Source organism: Pseudoduganella sp. GW821-FHT12E03 (assembly GCF_058807115.1).
Genome location: NZ_JBXAQJ010000002.1, coordinates 303,216 through 325,949 on the forward strand (window position 1 = coordinate 303,216; position 22,734 = coordinate 325,949).

General features: G+C 65.4%; 21 protein-coding genes. 11 read left to right on the top strand and 10 right to left on the bottom strand.

The annotated features are described in order from the left end of the window. Positions 1 to 11 precede the first annotated feature (11 nt). A complete protein-coding gene (gene eno / locus AC1RRC_RS05055) occupies positions 12 to 1,295 on the top strand; it encodes a phosphopyruvate hydratase (protein WP_493054172.1) in 1,284 nt (427 codons plus the stop codon). Positions 1,296 to 1,331: 36 nt separating this feature from the next. Here the strand turns inward: eno and AC1RRC_RS05060 are convergent, their stop codons facing one another. Then, on the bottom strand, positions 1,332 to 3,122 hold the full coding sequence (locus AC1RRC_RS05060) for a sensor histidine kinase (RefSeq protein WP_493054173.1): 1,791 nt from the start codon (positions 3,120 to 3,122) through the stop codon (positions 1,332 to 1,334). A gap of 240 nt (positions 3,123 to 3,362) precedes the next feature. On the opposite strand from AC1RRC_RS05060, the gene AC1RRC_RS05065 reads away from it, so the two are divergent. The 10 genes from AC1RRC_RS05065 to AC1RRC_RS05110 are packed head-to-tail and all read left to right on the top strand — an operon-like array spanning position 3,363 to position 10,991. Next, entirely contained in the window at positions 3,363 to 4,484 is a 1,122-nt protein-coding gene (locus AC1RRC_RS05065) for a sigma-54 interaction domain-containing protein (protein ID WP_493054174.1), read from the top strand. Continuing rightward, a complete protein-coding gene (ccmA, locus tag AC1RRC_RS05070) occupies positions 4,481 to 5,167 on the top strand; it encodes a cytochrome c biogenesis heme-transporting ATPase CcmA (RefSeq protein WP_493054175.1) in 687 nt (228 codons plus the stop codon). Before AC1RRC_RS05065 ends, ccmA begins: the two co-directional genes overlap by 4 nt. After that, positions 5,164 to 5,832 (top strand): heme exporter protein CcmB, encoded by a 669-nt coding sequence (ccmB, locus tag AC1RRC_RS05075; protein WP_493054176.1) that lies wholly within the window; start codon positions 5,164 to 5,166, stop codon positions 5,830 to 5,832. Before ccmA ends, ccmB begins: the two co-directional genes overlap by 4 nt. Positions 5,833 to 5,865: 33 nt before the next feature. Beyond that, on the top strand, positions 5,866 to 6,642 hold the full coding sequence (gene ccmC, locus AC1RRC_RS05080; RefSeq protein ID WP_493054177.1) for a heme ABC transporter permease CcmC: 777 nt from the start codon (positions 5,866 to 5,868) through the stop codon (positions 6,640 to 6,642). Next, entirely contained in the window at positions 6,639 to 6,824 is a 186-nt protein-coding gene (ccmD, locus tag AC1RRC_RS05085) for a heme exporter protein CcmD (protein WP_493054178.1), read from the top strand. The genes ccmC and ccmD overlap by 4 nt, the downstream gene beginning before the upstream one ends. Further along, positions 6,821 to 7,333: a cytochrome c maturation protein CcmE gene (ccmE, locus tag AC1RRC_RS05090; protein ID WP_493054179.1), complete on the top strand. Its 513-nt coding sequence runs from the start codon at positions 6,821 to 6,823 to the stop codon at positions 7,331 to 7,333. The genes ccmD and ccmE overlap by 4 nt, the downstream gene beginning before the upstream one ends. Further along, on the top strand, positions 7,330 to 9,339 hold the full coding sequence (locus AC1RRC_RS05095) for a heme lyase CcmF/NrfE family subunit (RefSeq protein ID WP_493054180.1): 2,010 nt from the start codon (positions 7,330 to 7,332) through the stop codon (positions 9,337 to 9,339). The genes ccmE and AC1RRC_RS05095 overlap by 4 nt, the downstream gene beginning before the upstream one ends. Further along, positions 9,336 to 9,860 (top strand): DsbE family thiol:disulfide interchange protein, encoded by a 525-nt coding sequence (locus tag AC1RRC_RS05100; protein ID WP_493054181.1) that lies wholly within the window; start codon positions 9,336 to 9,338, stop codon positions 9,858 to 9,860. Before AC1RRC_RS05095 ends, AC1RRC_RS05100 begins: the two co-directional genes overlap by 4 nt. Continuing rightward, positions 9,853 to 10,317: a cytochrome c-type biogenesis protein gene (locus AC1RRC_RS05105; RefSeq protein WP_493054182.1), complete on the top strand. Its 465-nt coding sequence runs from the start codon at positions 9,853 to 9,855 to the stop codon at positions 10,315 to 10,317. The genes AC1RRC_RS05100 and AC1RRC_RS05105 overlap by 8 nt, the downstream gene beginning before the upstream one ends. Continuing rightward, complete coding sequence (locus AC1RRC_RS05110) at positions 10,314 to 10,991, top strand: tetratricopeptide repeat protein (protein ID WP_493054183.1); 678 nt, start codon at positions 10,314 to 10,316, stop codon at positions 10,989 to 10,991. Before AC1RRC_RS05105 ends, AC1RRC_RS05110 begins: the two co-directional genes overlap by 4 nt. A 395-nt stretch (positions 10,992 to 11,386) precedes the next feature. Here the strand turns inward: AC1RRC_RS05110 and AC1RRC_RS05115 are convergent, their stop codons facing one another. The 9 genes from AC1RRC_RS05115 to AC1RRC_RS05155 form a co-directional block, all read right to left on the bottom strand. Beyond that, positions 11,387 to 12,130 carry a lectin gene (locus tag AC1RRC_RS05115; RefSeq protein WP_493054184.1) on the bottom strand — a complete coding sequence of 248 codons (744 nt, stop codon included), beginning with the start codon at positions 12,128 to 12,130 and terminating at the stop codon, positions 11,387 to 11,389. Between the two features lie 6 nt (positions 12,131 to 12,136). Further along, a complete protein-coding gene (locus AC1RRC_RS05120) occupies positions 12,137 to 12,616 on the bottom strand; it encodes a c-type cytochrome (protein WP_493054185.1) in 480 nt (159 codons plus the stop codon). A 65-nt stretch (positions 12,617 to 12,681) separates the two neighbouring features. After that, complete coding sequence (locus AC1RRC_RS05125; RefSeq protein ID WP_493054186.1) at positions 12,682 to 13,671, bottom strand: SMP-30/gluconolactonase/LRE family protein; 990 nt, start codon at positions 13,669 to 13,671, stop codon at positions 12,682 to 12,684. Between the two features lie 44 nt (positions 13,672 to 13,715). After that, a complete protein-coding gene (locus AC1RRC_RS05130) occupies positions 13,716 to 14,303 on the bottom strand; it encodes a peroxiredoxin (protein WP_493054187.1) in 588 nt (195 codons plus the stop codon). A gap of 21 nt (positions 14,304 to 14,324) precedes the next feature. After that, positions 14,325 to 15,143, bottom strand: a complete 819-nt coding sequence (locus AC1RRC_RS05135) for a c-type cytochrome (RefSeq protein ID WP_493054188.1) — start codon at positions 15,141 to 15,143, stop codon at positions 14,325 to 14,327. Between the two features lie 21 nt (positions 15,144 to 15,164). Then, on the bottom strand, positions 15,165 to 15,548 hold the full coding sequence (locus AC1RRC_RS05140; RefSeq protein WP_493054189.1) for a hypothetical protein: 384 nt from the start codon (positions 15,546 to 15,548) through the stop codon (positions 15,165 to 15,167). 83 nt (positions 15,549 to 15,631) lie between these two features. Then, positions 15,632 to 17,077 carry a DUF1501 domain-containing protein gene (locus tag AC1RRC_RS05145; RefSeq protein ID WP_493054190.1) on the bottom strand — a complete coding sequence of 482 codons (1,446 nt, stop codon included), beginning with the start codon at positions 17,075 to 17,077 and terminating at the stop codon, positions 15,632 to 15,634. 52 nt (positions 17,078 to 17,129) lie between these two features. Next, entirely contained in the window at positions 17,130 to 19,427 is a 2,298-nt protein-coding gene (locus AC1RRC_RS05150; protein WP_493054191.1) for a DUF1549 and DUF1553 domain-containing protein, read from the bottom strand. 350 nt (positions 19,428 to 19,777) lie between these two features. Continuing rightward, positions 19,778 to 22,561: a TonB-dependent receptor gene (locus AC1RRC_RS05155; RefSeq protein WP_493054192.1), complete on the bottom strand. Its 2,784-nt coding sequence runs from the start codon at positions 22,559 to 22,561 to the stop codon at positions 19,778 to 19,780. Positions 22,562 to 22,734: the final 173 nt, after the last annotated feature.

A 22,734-nucleotide genomic window follows, 5' to 3' on the forward strand; every position in this document is an offset into this window, starting at 1 on the left:
GGAGATTTGAAATGACTGCAATCGTCGATGTTATTGCCCGTGAAATTATCGATTCGCGCGGCAATCCGACTGTGGAATGCGATGTGCTGCTGGAATCCGGCGTGACCGGCCGTGCGGCGGTGCCGTCCGGCGCCTCGACCGGCTCGCGCGAAGCCATCGAACTGCGCGACGGCGACGCCAAGCGCTATTTCGGCAAAGGCGTGCTGAAGGCCGTTGACAACATCAACTCGGAAATCGCGGAAGCCATCATCGGCCTGGACGCTTCCGAGCAGGCGCTGATCGACCGCACCCTGATCGAACTCGATGGCACCGAGAACAAATCCCGCCTGGGCGCCAACGCCACCCTGGCGGTGTCGATGGCGGTGGCCAAGGCCGCGGCCGACGACGCCAAGCTGCCACTGTACCGCTACTTCGGCGGCTCGGGCGCCATGGCCCTGCCGGTGCCGATGATGAACGTGATCAATGGCGGCGCGCACGCCGACAACAACCTGGACATCCAGGAATTCATGATCATCCCGGTCGGCGCGCCAAGCTTCAAGGAAGCCATCCGCTACGGCGCGGAAGTGTTCCACACGCTGAAGAAAATCCTGCACAAGAAGGGCCTGACCACGGCAGTGGGCGACGAGGGCGGTTTTGCGCCTTCCGTTGAATCGCATGAAGAAGCGATCAAGCTGATCATCCAGGCGATCGAGGAAGCCGGCTATGCGCCAGGCAAGGATATCGCGCTGGGCCTGGACTGCGCCGCGTCCGAGTTCTACAAGGATGGCAAATACCACCTGGAAGGCGAAGGCAAAGTCTTGAGCGCCGAGGAATTCACGGCGCTGCTGGCGTCGTGGTGCGCCAAGTACCCGATCGTGTCGATCGAAGACGCGATGCACGAAGGCGACTGGGACGGCTGGGCGCACTTGACCGAAGTGCTGGGCAAGAAGGTGCAGCTGGTGGGCGACGACCTGTTCGTCACCAACACCAAGATCCTGAAAGAAGGCATCCAGAAAGGCATCGCCAACTCGATCCTGATCAAGATCAATCAGATCGGCACCCTGACCGAAACCTTCGCCGCGATCGAGATGGCCAAGCGCGCCGGCTATACCGCCGTGATCTCGCACCGTTCGGGCGAAACCGAAGATTCGACCATCGCCGATATCGCGGTTGGCACCAACGCGCTGCAAATCAAGACCGGCTCGATGTCGCGTTCGGACCGCATGGCCAAGTACAACCAGCTGCTGCGCATCGAGGAAGACCTGGGCGCAACGGCTTCGTATCCTGGCCGCGACGCGTTCTATAACGTGAAGTAATACGCTTGAAGTAAAAGCATCAACACGGGAACCGCATCAAGCGGTTTCCGTCTCCGCCGGTGCTTCGCACATCGGCAACCGGATGGTAAAGCAGCTGCCTTTCCCGGCGCCTTCACTGTAAGCGGTCACGCTGCCGCCATGCAGTTCCACGATTTTCCGCACCAGGGCCAGTCCCAGTCCCAGTCCGCCCGCCGCGCGGTCCGGACGGCGCGCACCCTGTGAAAACAAGTCGAAGATCCGCGGCAGCAAGTCCGGTTCAATGCCGCTGCCATTGTCGGCCACCGACAGCACCAGCGTCGCGCCGTCGGATTCCGCACGCACCACAATGCGGGTGTCGGGTGGCGAATATTTGACGGCATTGACCAGCAAATTCGTCAGCACCTGCACCAGCCGGATCGCGTCGCCGCTGATCCACAGCGGCGCGTCGCCGGTTTCCACCACCAGTTCATGCCGGCCCGCTTCCACGATGGACGAGGCCTGTTCCAGCGCACTGGCGATAATGGACTGGATTTGCAGCGGCTTGCGTTCCAGTGAAATCAGCCCGCGCGTCACGCGCGACACATCGAGCAAGTCATTGACCAGGCGGTTCATGTGTTCGACCTGGCGGCCGATCACCTGGCCCGCGTGGCGCAGCCGGGACGGATCCAGGTTCGGCATGGACAGCAGGTGTGCCGCCGTGCTGATGGGCGCCATCGGATTGCGCAATTCATGGCCCAGCATCGCGAGGAATTCATCCTTGGCGCGGTTTTGCGCATCGGCCACTTCACGCGCCTGCTGCGCCTGCACCAGCAGGCGCTCGCGTTCCAGCGCGGCTTCCGTCAGCAGGCGGTTGGCCTGGTACACGCTGTCTTCCAGGTGGTCCAGTTCATCGATGCCGCTGCGTTGCGGCGGGCCGCCGGCGCCCGCGCCCATCGCGCGCGCGGCATCGTTCGTGGCCGCGATGGCCTTGGCGATGCGGTCCGACAGCGCCCAGGCGGTGGCAATCGCCAGCGCCAGGGCCAGCGCCAGGCCCAGGCCGGACAGCAGCACGGTGCGCTCGGTGGTGCCGTCCACCTTTTCCGTGGTTTCCGACATGGCGACCCACCAGCCCGACAGTGCGGAGCGGGCCAGCACCGTATAGGTATCGTCGTCGGTGCGGATCAAGCCGGTTTCATTGGATTTGATGGCCGCCGCAATCGTGGCCGGGGCCAGGGAACCGGCGCCGGTCGGCAAATGGTTGCTCTGGACCAGCCGGCCGTCGCGGTCGTAGATGCGGAACACGGCCCGGCCCGGGGCTGGCGGCGGCAACGCCTGCGCCAGCAGCGCCGCATCGAAACCATAGCTCATCACATAATGGCGGTCTTCCGGCAAATGCACGGGAAATTCCAGCGCCACCACGTGGCGGCCATTGCCCGGCGCCCGCAGCAGGTTGGAAATCACGGGTTTTTCGCCAGCCAGCACGGTGGCGATGCGCGGTCCGGACACACTGCGCGTGTCCGGTAGCGCGGCATCGGTTGACATGGATGTATTGATGAGTTGCTGGCCTTCGTGGTCAAACAACACCAGGTAGGCGGAGCGGTCCTGCACCAGCGAGCGGGCCTTGCCGCCAAACGCTGCCATCTGCTTGTTTTCCAGCTTGCTGGAATTGCTGGTGGCGCGCACCAGGCCAATGACTTCATACCACTGCGCATCGACCGCGAGCGACGTGGCGCGCGCAGCTTCCTGCATGGTGCGGACACCCGCATCGCGCTCCGCTTCCACCAGCCGGCTCAGCGGCGCAGCGAAGAAGACCACCACCGGCACCAGCGCAACTGTGATGGTCAGGGCAAGTAGCGAACGGACTTTCATGTCAGGGATCGATTGAAGAGGTCACATTGTTGCATAGTTTGCATTTATTTGCACCCCGCACCATGCTGCGGCGCGCCATATCCGCTTTATGAATTTGTTACGTCGGAATGATTCGTGTGCGAATTCCCCGCCAGCCGGTAGTCTGATGCCACCAACATAACAACGGCGCCGCGCCCATTGCAGTGCCGCAAAAAGGGAACACTCGTGGATAAATTACTGACTTTCCCGGATACGTCCGGAATGGCGCTCTCGATACGCGCCAAGGCCCTGATGTTCCACGATCCGCGCTCCGCGGAATTGCTGGAACAGGTTGAGCGTATTGCGCCGACCGAGGCCACCACCCTGATCATCGGCGAGACCGGCACCGGCAAGGAATTGATCGCGCGCCACATCCATAACGTCAGCGGCCGGCGGGGGCCGTTTGTGGCGGTCAACTGCGGCGCCTTCAGTGAAACGCTGATCGACGCGGAACTGTTCGGCCACGAAGCGGGCGCCTTTACCGGCGCGACGCAGGCGCGCTCAGGCTGGTTCGAAGCGGCCAACGGCGGCACCCTGTTCCTTGACGAGATCGGCGACCTGTCGATGGCGCTGCAAGTGAAATTGCTGCGGGTGCTGCAGGAGCGGCAAGTGGTGCGCCTCGGCGCGCGCACGCCGATCCCGCTCAATGTGCGGCTGGTGGCCGCCACCAACGTGGACTTGCACAAGGCGGTGGCGGCGGATCGCTTCCGCTCAGACCTGTATTACCGCCTCAGCGTGGCCACCGTGCATCTGGATCCGCTGTGCCAGCGTCCCGGCGACATCATCCCGCTGGCGCGCCATTTCATCGGTGTCTACAGTGAAAAAATGAAGGCGCCGGAAGCCGCGCTGTCGCCGGCGGCGCGCCTGGCGCTGCTGGAATACGACTGGCCCGGCAATATCCGCGAACTGGAAAACGTCATCCACTTCGCGCTGATCGTATGCCGCGACGGCGTCATCCAGCCGGACGATTTGAAATTGTCCGGCGTGTCGCGGCGCCGGCCGCAACGCCAGGATGAGCCTGCCGCCGCACCGGTGGCGCATGGCGGTGGGCTGGGCGCCACGTCGCCCGACGGCTTCCGCCAGCGCCTGTCCGCGCTGGTCAACGGCATGATCGAAGCGGATCAGCCGGACTTGTTCGACACGGTGGAAGAAATCATCGTCCGCACCGCGTTTGACGCCTGCCACCGTAACCAGGTGCAGACCGCGCGGGTGCTCGGCATCAGCCGCAATATCTTGCGTACGCACCTGAAACGCTTTGGCTTCATCAGCCATGCCGCCGGCACTGAGGGGGCGCTGGCGGTCGAACCGCTGGCGGCCGGCCGGGGCGTCGAGCTGTTGCAATGAAGCGCGCCGCTTTGCAGGCTTGCGCGCTGGCGTGCGAGCGGGGCGGGCGGCGGCTGTTCGAGGGCGTGGAATTTTCGCTGCACGAAGGTGACGCATTGTGGCTGTCCGGCGGCAATGGCAGCGGCAAGACCAGCCTGCTGCGGCTGCTGGCGGGGCTGGGGCTGCCGGCCGCGGGCGACGTCCGCTGGCGCGGCAAGCCGGTGCGGGAATTGCGCGAAGACTACCACCGGCACTTGCTGTATGCCGGCCACGCGGCAGGGATCAAGGATGACTTGTCGGCGTGGGAAAACGTGGTGTACAGCGCCACCCTGGCCGGCCGGCCGGTCAGCCGCGCGCAGGCGCAAGCGGCGCTGGAACAGGTCGGGCTGGATCACGTTGCCGTGCTGCCGGCGCATGCGCTGTCGCAGGGGCAGCGGCAGCGAGTGGCGCTGGCCCGCCTGAACCTGGATCCGTTGCCGCCGCTGCTGTTGCTGGACGAACCGTTCACGGCGCTCGATGCGCGGGCCGTGCAGGCGCTCGGCGCGCGCATCGCGGCCCATCTCGAGCAGGGCGGCATGGCGGTCTATACCACGCACCAGGCGCACGGGTTACGGCCGGCGCGGCTGCAGCGGCTCGATCTGGACAGCCTGGCCGAGGCGCGCGGCCGGCGGGCGGAGCGTTTATTGGCGGGAGCCGCATCATGATGGCCGCGCTGCGCTGGACCGTACAACGCGACGTGCTGCTGGCGTGCCGCCGCCGTGCCGATGCACTGGGATCGCTGGGTTTTTTTGTCATCGCCTGTTCGCTGTTCCCGTTGGGCGTGGGCCCGGAACCGGCGGCATTGCGGGCCATGGCGCCCGGCGTGCTGTGGGTGGCGGCGCTGCTGGCGGCCACCTTGTCGCTTCCGCGCCTGTTCAGCGCGGATTATGCCGATGGTGCGCTGGAGCAAATGCTGTTGTCGCCGGAACCGCTGGCCGTGATCGTGGCGGGCAAGGCGCTGGCGCACTGGCTGGTGTCCGGCTTGCCGCTGGTGCTGTTGTCACCCCTGCTGGCGCTGCAATTCGGCCTCGATGCGCAAGCGCTGGCGGTGCTGATGACCAGCCTGCTGCTGGGGACTCCCATCCTCAGCCTGGTGGGCGCCGTGGCGGCCGCGCTGTCGCTGGGCGCGCGCGGCGGCGGCGTGCTGGTGGCGCTGCTGGCGCTGCCCTTGTATACGCCGGTGCTGGTGTTCGGCGCCGGCGCGGTCGATGCGCTGGGCACGGCCGGCGGACCGGATGCGCACCTGCTGCTGCTGGGTGCGGGGCTGGCGTTTGCACTCGGGCTGGCGCCGTGGGCGGCGGCTGCCGCGCTGCGCATCTCCGTTGAATAAGCAAGTTTGAAGTTGGAATCGAAAGGAGTCACCATGTCCGCACATCTCACCAGCGCTTTTCCCCCAGGGAGGGGCCGGCGCTGGCTGCAATTCGCATCACCTCAGGCCTTCTTCGGCCCGGCCGGCGCGTTGGCGTCGCTGTTCCTGTCGTTCGCGCTGCTGCTGGCCGCCGCCGGCATGTATATCGGCTTTTTCCTGGCCCCCACCGATGCGCAGCAGGGCGACGCCTACCGCATCATCTTTGTCCACGTGCCGGCCGCCTGGCTGTCCATGCTGATTTACCTGGCCATGGCGTTCTGGTCGGCGGTCGGACTGGTGGCCAATACCCGGCTGTCGGCCATGATGGCCAGCGCGCTGGCGCCGACCGGCGCGCTGTTTACCTTCCTTGCCTTGTGGACCGGCGCCTTGTGGGGCAAGCCCACGTGGGGCGCGTGGTGGGTGTGGGATGCGCGGCTGACGTCGGAATTGCTGCTGCTGTTCCTGTACCTCGGTTTTATCGCGCTGCAGGCCGCGATCGACGATCCGCGCCGCGCCGACCGCGCGGGGGCGCTGCTGGTGCTGGTGGGCGTGGTCAACATCCCCATCATTTATTTCTCCGTCAAGTGGTGGAACACCCTGCACCAGGGCGCATCGGTGTCGGTCGCCAGCGCGCCAACCATCGCCACGCCGATGTTGCTGGGGATGCTGGTGATGGCGCTGGCCATGTGGGCCTACGCGGCCGGCGCGGCGCTGGTGCGGCTGCGCTGCATCATCCTCGAACGGGAAGGGCAGTCGGCCTGGGTGGCGCGGCTGGCGGGAGGTGCGCCATGATCTGGGGCAGCTTCGCGGAATTCGCCGCCATGGGCGGTTATGGCGGCTATGTGTGGGGATCGGTGCTGGTCACGGGCGGCGCGCTGGCGCTGGAACTGGTGTTGCTGTCGCGCCGCAAGCGCGCGGCGCTGGAAGCCGCCGTGTTGTCGGCGCGGCTGGCGTCACGCGGGAGGCGCGCATGAGCGGCCGCCGCAAACGCTTGCTGCTGCTGGCGGCGGCACTGCTGGCGCTGGGGGGCGCGGCGGCGTTGGTGCTGCAGGCATTCCAGAAGAATATGGTGTTCTTTTATTCACCGGCCCAGGTGGCTGCCGGCGAAGCGCCCAAGCACCGCAGTTTCCGCATCGGCGGCATGGTGGAGCCGGGCAGTGTGCGGCGCGAGGCGGACGGTTTGTCGGTCAGTTTCGCCGTGACCGATTATGCGAAAACCATCCAGGTGCGCTACAAGGGAATCGTGCCGGACTTGTTCCGGGAAGGGAAAGGCGTGGTGGCGCAGGGACGGCTGGAGGGAGGGGCGCTGTTTGTCGCCGATGAAGTGCTGGCCAAGCACGATGAAAACTATATGCCGCCGGAAGCCGCGCAAGCGGTGGCGGCGGGACGGGCGGCGGGCGCTGGCGCAGCGGCTTCCGATCCCCGTGACAAATGGGCTGAGCGTGGTCCTGGCGCGGTGCCGCGCGCGGGAGGTGCGCAATGACGGGCGAACTCGGTAACTTTGCCTTGATGCTGGCGCTGGGCCTGGCCCTGGTGCTGGGCACCTTGCCGCTGGCGGGGGCGTGGCGCGGCAATGCGCGCTGGATCGCGCTGGCGCGGCCCAACGCCTATGCGCTGGCGCTGTTTGTCACGCTGGCGTTCGGCCTGCTGTTGGCCGGCTTTGCGCAAAACGACTTTTCCATCGCCTACGTGACGGCCCATTCGAACACCATGCTGCCGTGGTATTACCGGCTGGCGGGCGCTTGGGGTGGCCATGAAGGCTCGCTGCTGTTGTGGATCCAGGTGCTGGTGCTGTGGCTGGCCCTGGTTGCGCGCGGCAGCCGCCGATTGCCGGATGACGTGGCGGCCCGCGTGCTGGCGGTCATGGGCTTGATCGCGGTGGGCTTCCTGGCGTTCACCTTGTTCACGTCGAACCCGTTCGAACGGCTGCTGCCGGCCGCGCGCGATGGCCGTGACTTGAATCCGCTGCTGCAGGATATCGGCATGATCATTCATCCGCCGTTGCTGTACATGGGCTATGTCGGCTTTTCCGTGGCGTTCGCGTTCGCCGTGGCGGCATTGCTGGGCGGGCGTCTCGACGCCGCGTGGGCGCGCTGGTCGCGGCCATGGACTCTGGCCGCATGGGCTTTCCTGACCCTGGGCATCTTCATGGGCAGCTTCTGGGCCTATTACGAATTGGGCTGGGGCGGCTGGTGGTTCTGGGATGCGGTGGAAAACGCGTCGTTCATGCCCTGGCTGGTGGGCACGGCGCTGCTGCATTCGCTGGCGGTGACGGAAAAGCGCGGCGCCTTCCGGGGCTGGACCGTGCTGCTGGCCATCCTGGCGTTTTCACTGTCGCTGCTGGGGACTTTCCTGGTGCGCTCGGGCGTGCTGTCGTCGGTGCATGCGTTTGCCAGCGATCCGCAGCGCGGCCTGTTCATCCTGGGCTTCCTGGCGGTGGTGATCGGCGGGGCGCTGGCGCTGTACACCTGGCGCGCACCGGCGCTGGCGCAGGCGGTGAAGGGCGCCACCTTCGCCCTGTGGTCGCGCGAATCGCTGCTGTTGCTCAATAACGTGCTGCTGTTGTCGGCCACCGGGGCAGTGTTGCTGGGAACCTTGTATCCGTTGCTGCTCGATGCGCTGGGACTGGGCAAGATCTCGGTCGGCCCGCCATATTTCGATGCCGTGTTTGCGCCGCTGATGCTGCCGGTGCTGGCGCTGCTGGCGGTGGGACCGTTCGTCGCATGGAGGCGCGACACCTGGCAAGCTTTGCCGGTGTCCCTGCGCTATGTGGCGCAGGCGGCGGCGCTGGCCGGGCTGGCGGCGGGTTTTGGGGGCGGTTTTGGCGTACTGGCGTCGCTTGGCGTGGCGCTGGCGGTGTGGATCGCGCTGGCGACGACGCTGCACCTGTGGCGGCGCCTGGCGGATGGCCGCGGCTGGCGTGCGCGCCTGCTGCGCCAGCCGGCCAGCTACTGGGGCATGCTGGCTGCGCACGGCGGGTTGGCGGTCTTTGTGGCCGGCGTCACGCTGGTGAAGTCCGGTGAAAGCCATGTCGACGCCAGCCTGCGGGTGGGCGCTTCCGTGCGGGCCGGTGCGCTGGAGTACCGCTTTACCGCGATGGAGAGGCACGACGGCGCCAATTATGTGGCGGCGCGCGGCACCTTTGAAGTATGGCAGGGCGCCGGGCGCATCGCCGTGCTGCAGCCGGAAAAGCGTTATTACCCGGTGCAGCAGTCGCCGATGACGGAAGCGGCGATTGACCGGGGCTGGACGCGCGACCTGTATGTGTCCCTGGGTGAACCGGCCGCCGATGGCGGCTGGCAGGTGCGCATCCAGCACAAGCCGTTTGTCGGCTGGATCTGGGGCGGCGCGCTGGCCATAGCGCTGGGCGGTTTCCTGGCCGCGTTCGACCGGCGCTACCGCGCGCGCCGCACGGCAGCCGAATCTTCCATTGAATCTTCCCATCGTTCGACCCGGGCCGCCGGCCTGGCTGAAGGAGTCTCGGTATGAAACGTTATATTCCCGCGGCGGTGTTTGCCGCCCTGCTGATCTTGCTGGGTTTGGGCCTGCGCCTGAAGCCCGATGACAAACCCACCGCGCTGGCGGGCAAGCCGGCGCCGGCGTTCACCCTGCAGCGCATCGGCGTGCCCGGTCCCGCGTTCCAGTCGCAGCAAATGGCGGGCAAGGTGTGGCTGTTGAATGTATGGGCGTCGTGGTGCGGGCCGTGCCGCGCCGAACACCCGGTGCTGGTGGACCTGGCGCGGCAGGGCGTGGCGCCGATTATCGGCCTGAATTACACGGACAAGCTGGAAGAGAGCGGCAAGTGGCTGGCCGAACATGGCGACCCTTACGTGGCGGCCGTGTTTGACGGCGATGGCCGGGTTGGCATGGACTGGGGCGTGGTCGGCGTGCCGGAGACGTTCGTTATCGACAAGCAGGGACATATCCGCCTGCGCCATGTGGGGCCGGTCACGGACGCCGTGGTGCGCGATAAATTGCTGCCGCTGGTGAGGGAGCTGGAACGTGCGTGACATCTCGGAACGGGGCGCCGCGCGGCAGCGCTACTTGCGCGCGTCCGGCGTGCGCAAGGGGCTGGCCGTGCTGGGACTGACAGCGGTACTGGCGCTGCCGTGCGTGGCGGTTTCGGCCGCCGCGCCCGCGGTGTCATCCAGCGCCGAACTCGAGGCGAGGGTCGAGCGGCTGGCCACGGAATTGCGCTGCCTGGTCTGCGACAACCAGACCATTGCCGATTCCAATGCGCAGCTGGCGCGGGATTTAAAGGGCGTGGTGCGCGAACAGCTGGCGGCCGGGCGCAGCGAAGACGACGTGATTGCCTTCCTGACGCAACGCTATGGCGACACCGTGCTGTACCGGCCGCCGGTGCGGGCCAGTACCTGGCCGCTGTGGTTTGGGCCGTTTGCCTTGCTGGGCGGCGGGCTGTGGTGGCTGTGGCGGACATTGAAGCGGCAACAGGGGGAGAAAACATGAACTGGTTTTTTGCGGCGGCCATTGCGATGGCTGCCTTGGCTTTTTTTGCCATTGCCGCGCCATTGGCGCGCACGGGCGCGGGCGGTACGGCTGACCCGTCGCCGTGGCGGCGCTGGCGCTCCGCGCTGCCGGCCGCGTTGATTGCGCCGCTGCTGGGTGTCGGAATGTATGCGGCGCTCGGCACCCCCGCCGCGCTGTTGCCGGAACAGCAGGCGGTGGAAGAAGCGGCGCCGCCGCAAGTCGAAGCCATGGTGGCGCGGCTGGCCGCGCGCCTGAAAGACCAGCCGCGCGATGCGGACGGCTGGCGCATGCTGGCGCGCTCCTATGAAACCCTGCGCCGGTTTGACCAGGCTGCCGAAGCGTACAAGCAATTGCTGGCGCTGCAGGGCGAGAGCGCGGAACTGCTGGCCGATTACGCGGTGGTGCTGGGCATGGCCCAGGGCCAGCGCCTGTCGGGCGAGCCGGAACAACTGCTGCAGCGCGCCCTGGCCCTCAATCCGCAGCATACGCAAGTGCTGGCGCTGCTGGGCAGCGCCGCGCTGGAACGCGGCGATGTCGATGCGGCCCTGCGCGCCTGGAAGAAAATCCTGTCCCTCGCCCCCGCCGGCAGCGAAATGGCCCGCACCATCGAAGACAGCATCAAAAGAGTGGAAGCCCAGGACTCCCGGCGCTAGCCAACCAGCAACCCCGGTGGGGTCAGGCGTGCATTGATGCATTCCCACCGTGGGGTCAGGCGTGCGTTCGTGCATTCAATGCGCGGCGTGACGCCGCTGTTTTTTGAACCACGCCAGGCGCTGCCTGGCGTTTTGCATTGGTGGGGCCGGATCACCGCGTCGTGCCTGATGCCCGTTGTTGCGACGAAGGCCATGCGTTGTGCTGGCGCTGAAAACAGCGTTCAGGCAGCAATGGCGGGGAAACCGGGCGTGAGAAGTGCACGAATGCACGCCTGACCCCACTGACAATATGCATGATCGCACGCCTGACCCCCCAAACACGCCAAAAAAAGGCACGCCCTGGCGAGGCGTGCCCTGTCAAAGTGATACCGGGGTGGTGTGCGGGTGTGGCGTGCTTAGTTGGCTGCGAAGCAGTACAGCAAGCCCGCGCCGCCGGTCGAGACCAGGTTTTGCTGGCCGCAGCCGCGGCTTGGGTGGGCGGAATTCCACGAGGTGTTGCCGCCGCCGGTGCGGTCGAAGTGGCCCAGTTGGGCGGAACCTTCGGCGGCACTGCTGGTGTAGTTCTTGCACGTGCGGTCCGCCGCATCGGCAAAGGCGCGGCCGTCCGGCGTCGATCCGGTCAGGATGTCATGCTCGTTCGGCTTGTCGCCCGCGCCTTTGACCGGCTCGTTCTTTTCCGTCAGCACCGTGTTCTTGCTCAGGTTATTGCCCAGTTGTGCGGCTTCCAGGGAATCGCCGTGCAAGTGCGCCACATCGCGTGCGATTTGCACGCCACGCGTGTTGAACCACGGGCCCTTGCCGATGCGGTCGCGTGCATTGACCGCCGGTTGGCCATCGGCCGCCTGCGTGCTCAGGTATGCGCGCCACGTCTTGCCACCGGCACCCACCGTTGCCGCCAGCTTCTGGCAGTGCGCATCGGCGCCGGCAACGCCACCCAGGTCCGCGCCTTTGCCGCTGCCTTCGCTGGTCACGAAAAAGCTCAACGGTTTAGCCGGATCGGTGGAACGGGCAGTGTTGGGAGCAGCCGCCGGCGCGGCGGCCGCAGCCTGGCCGGCCACCTGCGCCAGCACATGGCCGCCCCATGCGGAGGCCACCAGGGAAGCGCACACCAGTGCAGCGGTATGGAGTTTGATTTTCATAAGTGATCAGTCCTTGGCCTTGAAATCATCATGGCAGCTCTTGCAGGTGCGCTGCAGCTTGCCGAATTGCGCCTTGATCGCGTTCACGTCGCCGCCGGCCGAGACCGATGCCAGTTCGCTGGCTTCCTTGCCAAAACTGGCGCCCAGTTCGCCGAACTTCTTGGTGTCCTTGAACAGTTCCGGTTTCGAGCTGGTGTCGTGCCAGCCTTTGCCTTGTTCGGTGCCCGGCGCGAACAGCGCACCCAAGCCGCCGTTGGCGATGGCGGCGATGCTGTTGGCGGCGCGTTGCACTTCATCCTTGTTGTAGGTGCCGTCCAGCGACGCCTTGATGCGGCCGGTGTTCCAGGCCACCACCTGGAAGGCGGACTGGCGCCATTTGATCAGGTTTTCCGGCTTCGGACCCTGCTGGGCGATGGCGGGGGCGGTGGCGGCAAACGTGGCTGCCGCGATCGCCGCGGCGGCGATGAGGGTTGCTGCTTTCTTCATGTGCTTCCTTTTAGGTTGGCGTGAACAGGTAAGGGCCACACGGCTGCGGCCCGGAAATCAAAGGATTACTTGGCGCGGCCGGCAAAGCCCTGGGTCAGCGTGGCGATCTTGTAGGCCGCCCCGCGGCCCACCGCGTACAGGGTTTTCTTGCCGGGACCGGCGAAGGCGATGTTTTGCGGCGATTTCGGCAGCGCGATAATGCCCAGCGCTTCGCCCTTGTTGCTGAAGACCTGGATGCCGGCCGTGCTGGCGACGTACACCCGGCCGTCGGCGTCCACCGCCAGGCCGTCGGCGCCGCTGGTGCCGCCGGTTTCCGTTTTCTTGAATCCTTCCAGCTTGGCGAAGTTGCGGCGCGGGCCGACTTTGCCGTCGCCCAGGATGTCGTACGCCAGCACGTATTCGCCAAACGTGTTGGCGACATACAGGGTTTTTTCATCGGGGCTGAGCTGGATGCCGTTCGGGCGCTCGACGTCGGCGGCCAGGCGGGTCAGCGCCCCTTCGCTGGAGATGTGGTACACGGCTGGTTTCGCGGGCTTTTCCGCCGGCTGCGGGGCCGCTGGCGCCACCGCCGAGGCGCCGGCGGCCGGCGGATTCACGCCGGAATCCGTGAAGTAGACGCCGCCCTTGCGGTCCAGCACGATGTCGTTCGGGCGGCCAAACGGCGCGCCGTCATAGCGCGCCGCCAGGGTACGGGCACGATGCGGCGGATAGACGATGCCGACCTTCGGATCGGCCACCTGCACCGCGTAGATGTCGCCATCGGCGTTGATGGCCAGGCCATTGGAGCCGTTGGTGTTTTCCAGCAGGGTCGAAATCGCGCCTTCCGGGCTGATGCGCGTGATGCGGTTGGCCGGGGTCTCGGTGAAGGCGAAATTCCCGTCCGGCAGGGCCACCGGGCCCTCGGTGCCGTTGAATCCCTCCTTGATCAGTTCAATCGGCGTACCGGCCGCCACCACGCCGGCAATCGCGGCGGTGGCCAGCTGCGCATGCGCGTTGCCGCCGAAGGCGGCGAGCAGCAGCGCAACAATGGGGGCGATGTTCAATGTCTTATTCATGGTTTATCCCTCGAGGCTTATCGGTTGAGTTATCGATTGAGTTGTCAGGTACGCTTGCGCGCCAGTTGCTGCACGGTTTCCAGCGCTTTTTCCACATTGGCCGCCGGCGTCAGTCCGCCCACGGCGGCGGCAATGCGGCCGTCCGGGGTCACGATGAAGGTGGTGCGCTCGGTGGTGGCGTGCTCGATGTCGATGCCGCGCGTATCCTTCTTGCCGGCCGTTGCTTCACGGATGGCCAGGTCATACGAGCGGGCGATCTTGCCGTCGGCATCGGCCGCGACCGGGAATTTGCCCGCGCAATAATTCGGGTCGGCCGAGAAATCGTTGAGGCGCGCAATGCTGTCGAGCGACACGCCGACCACGGTGGCGCCGGCCTGTGCGAATTTGTCATGGTTGACGGCGAACGTGTGCGCCTGCACATTGCAGCCGCCGGTGTAGGCGGACGGGTAGAAGTACACCACGACCGGTCCCTTCTTGAGCGCCTCCTTCAGCGAAAATTCAAACGCCTTGCCGGCCTGCGAAGCCTGGGTGGTGAAGCCCGGCGCGTTGTCGCCGGCTTTCAGCGCCGCATGGGCGGGCAGGGTGCTTGCTGCCGCCAGGGTTGCTGCTGCCAGCATCAGTTTTTTCATCATGGTCATTCTCCTGTGGTGGTTTTACATTTCCGATACATACAGTGCGAGGGCGTCGATTTCCGCGTCGCTCAGGCTGGCGGTGGCTTCCCGCATACCCGCGCCATTGCTGCGCTCCCCGCTGCGCCAGTTCTGCAATTGCTGCGATAAATAGCGGCGCCCCTGGCCGCCGATCACCGGCGCCACGCCGGCAATCCCTTCGCCGGACGCGCCATGGCAGGCGGCGCAGGCGGCAACCTTGCGCGCCGCGTCACCATGCCGGTACAGCTGCGCCGCCGGACCGGCAAGCGCCGCCGGCGCCGCACCGCCTTTGCCGCCATTGATGCCATCGCGCAGCGCGGACGGCATCGCCGGCTGCGCGGCAAAGTAGGCGGCGATATCGGCCACGTCTTCATCGCTGACGCTATTGGCCATCATCGCCATGAACTCGTTCTTGCGGCGTCCCAGCCGGAAGTCCTGCACCTGCTTGACGATGTAGGCGTGCTGCTGGCCGTCCAACCGGGCAAACTTGCCATCCTCGCCCGCGCTGTGGCCTTGCGCCACGCCGGGCTGGCCGTGGCATTCGAGGCAGCGTTCCGCCTCGGCCTTGATCCGCCCCGCATCGGCATTGCCCGGCAGCGCGGCCGCCGGCCTGGACGCCTTGACAGTGGCCGTGGCGGGCGCCCTGGGCGCCGCCCGCGCATCCGGCGCCAGCCCAGCGGCCAGCATCGACGCGGACACCATCAGCAGCGCGCGGCGCAGCATGCGCAGCGCCTGTGACGCGACAGGCCAGGCGCATGCCTCGGCCAACGCGGCGGCCAGGCCGGCGGGCCATTCAATGCGCGTCACCGCGTCCGCAGCCATGCTCTTGATCGCAGCGATGGCCTACTCCTTCTTGTAGAACGTGTGGCAGGTACGGCAGGTGCGCGACAAGGTCGTGGCCTTGTCGGTCGCCACATCGAACTTACCGGTGGCAACCAGCTGCACGATGTCGGCCGACAATTCGCGGCTCTGCTTTGCCAGGTCGACCGCGTTTTTCGCGTCGCCCTTGTGTTCAAAGAAGGTTTCCACTTCCTGGAACATGCGCGTCAATTCCCTGGCATCGTCGCCGGCCGCCTGCTTGTTGGCCAGCGCGATATTGGAGGACAGGCTCTTGTTGGTATCCTCGATGGCCTGCATCAGGTCCATGCCCATTTCCGGCTCGGCGGAGCCGGCGTTGAAGGCAACGACGGCGGTAATCAGTGTCAGTAATATCGGTACTTTTCGCATACGGTTTCATGTTCAGGTCCGGTCCGGCGCGAAGCATCCGCGCCGGACCGGTGGTACAGCGTTACGGCGTGGTCAACTCACCATCAGGCGATCAATTCCTTGATGACCTTGCCGTACACCACGGTCGGACGCTCGGAGCGGCCGTTGTTCAGGAACGTCGTCTTCAAGTGGTCCAGGCCCAGCAACTGCAGCACGGTGGCGTGCAAGTCATAGGTATCGACCGCCTGGTCCTTGTTGGCCACCTGCAGGCCGATTTCATCGGTCGCGCCGTGCGTGTAGCCGGCCTTGACGCCGCCACCGGCCATCCATTGCGTGTAGCCCCATGGATTGTGGTCGCGGCCATTGCCGCTCTGGCCATACGAGGTGCGGCCGAACTCGGAGGTCCACACCACCAGCGTAGTGTCGAGCAAGCCGCGCGATTGCAGGTCGGCCAGCAGGCCGGCGATCGGCTTGTCGATCATGCGGGCATTGACGCCGTGATTTTTCTCCAGGTCGTTGTGCGCATCCCAGCTGGTGACTTCGGTCTGGCCGTCCGGCGCGCCGGACACCACCTGGATGAAACGGACACCGCGCTCCACCAGCCGGCGTGCACGCAGCAGCGTGGTGCCATAGCTGGCCGAGGTTTCATCATTCAGGCCATACAGTTCCTTTGTGGCGTCGGTTTCCTTGGTCAGGTCGACCGCTTCCGGCGCCGACACCTGCATGCGGTCGGCCAGGTCGTACGAACGCAGGCGGGCTTTCAGTTCCGTATCGGACGGATAGCGCGACGCGTTTTGCTGGTTCAGCTTGCGCAGCAAGTCCAGCGAGGCGTGCTGCTGGCCTTCGGTGCGCAGTTCCGGACGCTCCAGGTAGAAGATCGGCGACGGACCCGGACGGAACGCGGTGCCCTGGTAGACGGCCGGCAAGAAGCCCGAGTTCCAGTTGACGGAACCGGCGCTCGGCTCGTTCTTGCCGTTGTACAGCACCACGTACGGTGGCAAGTCCGGATTGGCCGAACCCAGCGCATAGCTGACCCATGCGCCCAGCGATGGGCGGCCCGGGCTCAGGTCACCGGTGTTCAGTTTCAGGATCGAGATGTCGTGGGTGGCGCCGACCGTCACGCTGGATTTGATGAAGGCGATCTTGTCGGACTGGGTGGCGATGTTCGGCACCAGGTCGGAGAAATAGTGGCCGCTTTCGCCATGCTGTTTCCACTCGCGCTTGGAGGCGAACACTTTGCCCACGCCGCCCTGGGTACTGGTCTTGATCCCTTTCAGGAACGAGGCCGGCACGTCCTGGCCCGCCAGCTTGATCAGGTCGGGCTTGTAGTCGAACAGGTCCAGCGTGGACGGGGCGCCGTTCATGTGCAGCCAGATGACGGATTTCACCTTGGCCGGGAAGTGCGGCGATTTGGCGGCCAGCGGATCGATCAAGTCCGCCGCCATGGCGCCCTGCAACAGGCCGCCGCCGGGCAGGAAGCCGGTAACGGCTGCGGCGCCCAGCCCGAGGCCGGATTTCAGCAGGAAGTCGCGACGCGAATGTTGGCACATATTGGTGTTTCCTTTTTTATTGAGTTAGTCGGTTGTGTGTAGTCGTGATGGATCAGAAGCGGTAGGCGAAATCGTTCGAGTTGGCCACCGTGTGCACCAGGTCCACCAGCGCCGCTGCGCGGATCGGGTTGACTTGCTGGTTTTCCTTCAGGCCGGTCGGCACCGCCACTTCGAACTTGCCATCGGTATTGCGCGCCTGGATGATGCGTTCCTGCTTGTTCAGGAATTCCTTCAGGGTCGCGCGCTCGGCCTTGCTCGGGGTACGGGCAAACAGGATTTCGTACAGGCGGTTCAACTGCGCGGTTTCATCGTTGCCCGCTTCGCGGATCACGCGGCCGGCCAATGCCTGCGACCAGTTCAGCACCACGTCGCTGTTGAACAGGGCCAGCGCCTGCAGCGGCGTGGTGGTCACGTTGCGCTTGTGGTGCGCGGCCGACGGATCGGCCGGGTCGAAGTTTTGCGTCAGCGGATACGGCACGCTGCGGCGCACGAAGGTATAGATACTGCGGCGGTTCTGGTCATGCGGATCGTTCGACGCGGTCCACAGGTTGCCGGCGCTGAAGTTCGATGGCACTTTCGGGAATACGGCCGGGCCACCGAGTTTCTCTTCGAGCTTGCCGGACGCCGCCAGCAGCGAGTCGCGGATCTGTTCGGCTTCCAGGCGCTTGCGCGGATACACTGCCAGCAGCTTGTTGTCCGGATCGGCGGCCGCCACGTCGGCGCGTTCGGCCGACGACTGGCGGTACACCGACGACAGCAGGATCTGGCGGTGCAGCTGCTTGACGCTCCAGCCATTCTTCACGAAGTCCGACGACAGGTAGTCAAGCAGTTCCGGGTGGGTCGGTTTCTGGCCGGCGCGGCCAAAGTCCGCCACGGTCGACACGATGCCGTTGGAGAAGTACTGGCTCCAGACGCGGTTGACGAACACGCGCGCCGTCAGCGGATTCGATTCGCTGGCCAGCCAGTTGGCCAGCGCCGTGCGGCGGCCGGACGACGTTGCGGTTGGCTTGATCTCGACTTTCGTGCCGTTGGCCCACAGGGCGGGCACGCCCGGCTCCACCGCATCGAGCGGCGCTTCATGCACGCCGCCAAAGCGCACGTGGGTCGGCGGCGCGTCCGGACGGCCCAGTTCCGTGGCCGCCGTGTAGAACAGCGAACCGCGTTCCGGACGCTGCTTGTCGAACTTGCGCAGTTCGGCCGTCAGCTTCTGGTACTGCTTCCATTTGTCCGCGTTTTCCGGGTTGTAGTCGGCGCTGTCCTTGTCTTCGGCCGTCAGGCGCAGGTACTGCACCACGTCGTTTTCCGTGCTGACGGTTTTCAGGCGGAAGTTGACCCAGCGGTCCAGCGCGTTCCATTGCGCTTCCGGCTTGAAGATGGCTTCGCGGCTGTCGGTCAGGTAGCGTTCCTTGTGGTACTTGACGCCGGCTTCACGCACGGTATCGAGGATGGCTTTCTGCTTGTCGCGGATGTCCTTGGTGGCGGCGCGGTAGGCGGCCTGCTGCTTTTCATAGGCCAGTTCCGCTTCGCCTTTCTGGGCCGGCACCTTCTCGTCGAAGCTGGTGTTGGCGAAGAACGCCTGCAGCTGGAAGTATTCCTTCTGGCTGACGCGGTCCGCCTTGTGGTTGTGGCAGCGCGCGCAACCAATGGTGGAGGCGAGGAAGGTTTCACCGACGGTGTCGGTCATGTCGGTGGCGATCTGGTATTTGCGCTGCACCAGGTCGCGCGAGTTGGAGTTGTCCGGGTAGCCTGCCAGGAAACCGGTGGCGACTTTCGCTTCCTCGCTGTCCGGGAACAGTTCGTCACCGGCGATCTGCTCCTTGATGAAGCGGTCGAACGGCTTGTCGCTGTTGAACGCCTTGATCACATAGTCGCGGTAGCGGTAGTTGTTCGGGCGGGTGTTGTCGTTCTGGAAGCCGGCGCTGTCCGCATAACGGGCCAGGTCCAGCCAGCGGCGTGCCTGGCGTTCGCCGAAATGGGGCGACGACAGCAGGCGGTCCGCCAGCTTTTCATAGGCGTTCGGCGACTTGTCGTTGACGAAGGCTTGCACTTCTTCCGGCGTCGGGATCACGCCCCAGGTATCGAGCGTGGCGCGGCGGATGTAGGTCGCGCGGTCCGCATCGGCGGATGGCTTCAGGTTCTTCTGTTCCAGCTTGGCCAGCACGAAGGCGTCGACCGGCGTGCGCACCCAGGCTTTTTGTTTGACTGCCGGGACGTCCGGGCGCTGGACGGTCGAATACTGCCATGCTTTCGCGGCGGCGGCGGCGGCGGGTGCGGCTTTGTCATCGGCTGCAATGGTGGCGGCAGTCGAGGTGGCTAGCAGTATGGCAATGGTGATGGCTTTGAGTTTCATCGGCAGAGGCTCCTGTGGAATAGTTTTATGACTGAACCTTTAATAGCAACTGCCGTGCCAGCAGGCATTGTTTGCTCAACTAATTGATTTTTAAGGAAGTTGTGACTGGAGCGTGACGAAGGGGTGATGCGTTGCACGCAGTGAAGCAGCAGAAGTGTTGGCGGATAATCAGTAGGGTGGATTTGCCGGAGGCAAAGCCACCGTGCTGGCGTTCCATCCGGCGCATGCAGTACTGGTCCGTTGGCGTCGCGCAAACCGCCCTACGGATTTAGTGCCAGTGGCCGCGCGTAAACGTTGTAGCGGGCCGGCACCGGTAATCCCGGTGCGGCCCGCTCATTCCGCGCGGTGGATCAGATCTTGCCGCTCACCACCAGCCCGATCCAGCGCGGCACCGCCGGCGTGTAGGTATTCCACGTCCTGGTCAGCGGCGCATCGTTCTGGAACGCGTTCTTGACGATCACGCTGACGTCATATGAGCCGCTGCGCGTGCCAAAGCCCACCGACAGGTCGGTGATCGACGAGGCGCCGACCCAGCCATAGCTCGACAGCGTGTTGTCCGCGTTGTAGCGCGAATTGAACGCGGTGTTGAAGCTGGCGTGGAACTCCTTGTCGGTGAAGACCGGCTTGCGGTAGTCGGCGCCGATGTTGAACGTGAACTTCGATGCGCCCGGCAGCGACTGGCCCGTGACGTCGCGGTACGGCGCCGCGCCCGCATAGCCGTTTTCCACCGGTTGCGCGGATTGCTTGAAGTCCTTGTAGACCGCGTCGGTGTAGGCGCCCGAGAAGCGCAGGGTGGTGTTGGCGATGCCGGAATACGCGCCGTCGAATTCCAGGCCCTTGGCCTGCACTTTGGGCGCGTTGCCGGTGGCCGTGGTGTAGTACAGCTGGCCGTCGTTGTTGAGGTTCGTGGTGTAGACGTCGAGCACCCGCACCGCCTGCTGGTAGTCCTTGATGTTCATCAGGAACAGGTTGGCGTTGATCAGCAGCTTGCGGTCCAGCAGCGCGGACTTGAAGCCAGTTTCCAGCGCGTTGGTCTTTTCCTTGCGCACCAGGTTCGACACGCCGTTGGTCAGCTGCGAAATGCCGGCCTTTTCACCGTATTGCCACGAGGCGTAGGCGGTCAGGTCCTTGCTGAACTTGTACGAAGGGCTCAGCACGAACGAGGGCAACGTGTCCTTGAACGGTTCGGCTTCCGTCGATGGGAAGATCACGCCGATCTGCGAGGCGCGGATGGCTTTCGCATCGGCCACTTGCTGTTGCTGGGCCGCCGTCAGCGCGCTGTATTGCGCCACGCCGAAGTATTTGAGGGCGGTGCTGTTGGCCAGTGCGATTTGCGCCGCGCTGTTGGACGCCAGCAGCGAACCGTTGGCCGCGCTGCCGAAGCCGCCGAAGGCCACGCCGTTGACGGACACCGGGTTCAGTTCCGGTGCATTGCCGTCATTGTTGACCAGGGTGCTGCCCTTGTTGCGGCGGTCTTCTCGGGTGAAGCGCAAGCCGGTGGTGACGGTCAGCGGATCGGACAGGTGCCAGTTGGCCTGGGCAAACAGGGCGGCGCTCTTGTTGCGGATATCCTGCGTGCCGGCGGGAGAGTTGAACGACATCTGCAGGCGGTCCAGCGAATTTTGCAGCAGGTAGCGGCCCGCCGCATTGGCGTCCAGGCGGTTGTACTGGGTCGCATTGGCATACCAGGCGCCCGCGTCGTTGCCCCATTCGCGGCGGTAGTCGGCCTGGTTATTCACCTTCATCAGGAACACGCCGGCCTGGTAATCGACAAAGCCGCCCGGCTGGGACGAGATGCGCAATTCCTGCGTGGCCTGGCGGTAGTCATTCCAGAAGCCGCCCGAGTTGCGGTGCACGTCGAACGGCGTGCCTTCGTCATTGGTGGCGTTGAAGTGGTAATCCTTGTATGCCGTGATCGACGTGATGTTGAACTTGTCGAGGTACCAGTTCAGCTCCGCCGCCGCGCCATTGCTGCCGGTGACCAGCGGGCGCTGGTTGTCGTTGTTAACCTCTCCGGTCTTCTCGTTGAGGAAATTGTTCTCGTAGCTGTAACCGGTCTGCTGGGTGAACCAGCGGCGCGCCAGGCGCACGGAGGCGTCCGTGGCCAGGGTATTGGTGGCGCCGTTCGCGTACACGTTTGGCGTCGGCGTGTTGATGGTGCGGGCGTTGTAGGTCTCGCCGGCGCGCGGCTGTGCATCGAGCGCGATGCGGGCGCTGAACGACGAATCGGGCGTCAGCAGGAATTGCAGGCGGCCCGACACGCGGTCCTTGTTGGTGTAGGTGATGTCCTTGTTGTACGCGTTTTTGATGTCGCCTTCGCCCTTGCTGACGGACAGGTTGGCGCGGTACGCCAGCAAGCCGTCGACGATCGGACCGCCGGCGGCAAAGCGGCCTTGCACCGTGTCCTGCTGGCCGATCGTCAGCGACCACGACGCATCGGGCGTGAAGGTTGGTCGGCGCGTGGTGACGTTGACCACGCCCACGCTGGTGTTCTTGCCCAGCAGGGTGCCTTGCGGACCGCGCGTGACTTCCACCGCATCGACATCGGTGAAGTCGAAGCTGGACGACAGCGCGTTGTAGGCGTAGTTGACGCCATCGACGATCAGTCCCACGCTGGGGTCTTGCGCCTCGGTCTGGCCCTGTTTGCCGACGCCGCGGATGGCCAGGCTGGCGGTGCGCTGGTTACCCTGGTTCCACGACACGTTGGCGGCGCGCTGGGTCAGCGACTTGATATCGGTGGCTTGCAGGCGGTCCAGTTCCTTGCCGGTCACGACGGAGACCGACAGCGGCACGTCTTGCAGGCGTTCCAGCCGGTTGCGGCTGCGCACCGTGACTTCGCCCAGGGTTTCGGATTCGTCCACGGCTGGCGTGGCGGCGGGCGTGGCGGCAACCACCGCGGGCGCAGCCGTCACCGGGGCACCCTGTGCCGCCGAAGGGTTCTGCGTTGCGAGTTGCTGCTTGAGCCGCGCGATTTCCGCTTGCAGTTCGGCCACGGTCGGCTCGGCCGACGTTTGAGCCGCGTACAGCGGCGCGGACGCCAGCAAGGCGGCGCCGGCGAACGTGGCGGCCAGTGTGGCGGCGACGGGAGACAAACGGAATGGCAGGGCGGTACGGTATTGTGCTTGGGTCGTCATTGCGAGGCTTTCATTGAACAAGAGAACAGCCTTACCTCAGCAAATGCCGTGCCACGCTGGAAACCCGGCAAATCCGTGGATTTCCACCAGGGTGCTGCTGCAAATGCAGCAGCACCGCCGGGGATATTGCTTATTACTGCAAACCAGGGTGGTGTGATCCGTTCATGGTGAAG